This window comes from Psychrobacter sp. CAL346-MNA-CIBAN-0220, assembly GCF_040309805.1.
Classification (GTDB): Bacteria; Pseudomonadota; Gammaproteobacteria; order Pseudomonadales; family Moraxellaceae; genus Psychrobacter.
In genome coordinates, this window is the sequence record NZ_JBEOPF010000789.1 from 1 (window position 1) to 231 (window position 231).

At 39.8% G+C, this 231-nt stretch carries 1 protein-coding gene; it reads left to right on the forward strand.

The window, feature by feature from the left end:
* Positions 1-231: ATP-binding protein (locus AAEY88_RS15680; RefSeq protein ID WP_350563884.1), on the forward strand; the 231-nt coding region annotated here is incomplete at both ends.

Below are 231 nucleotides of genomic sequence, written 5' to 3' on the forward strand. Positions count from 1 at the left end.
TTCCTACAATGTTCGATTATTGATACTGGCATTGGTATTGACCCTAAAAAACAAGCGTCGTTATTTGATTCATTTACACAAGCAGATACCTCAACTACACGCCAGTTTGGGGGCACAGGACTTGGCCTTGCGATAGTAAAACAATTGTGTGAATTAATGCACGGTGAAGTAAGCGTAAACAGTATGCAAGGTGAGGGAAGTACATTTTCTTTCACAATACAAATACAGCCT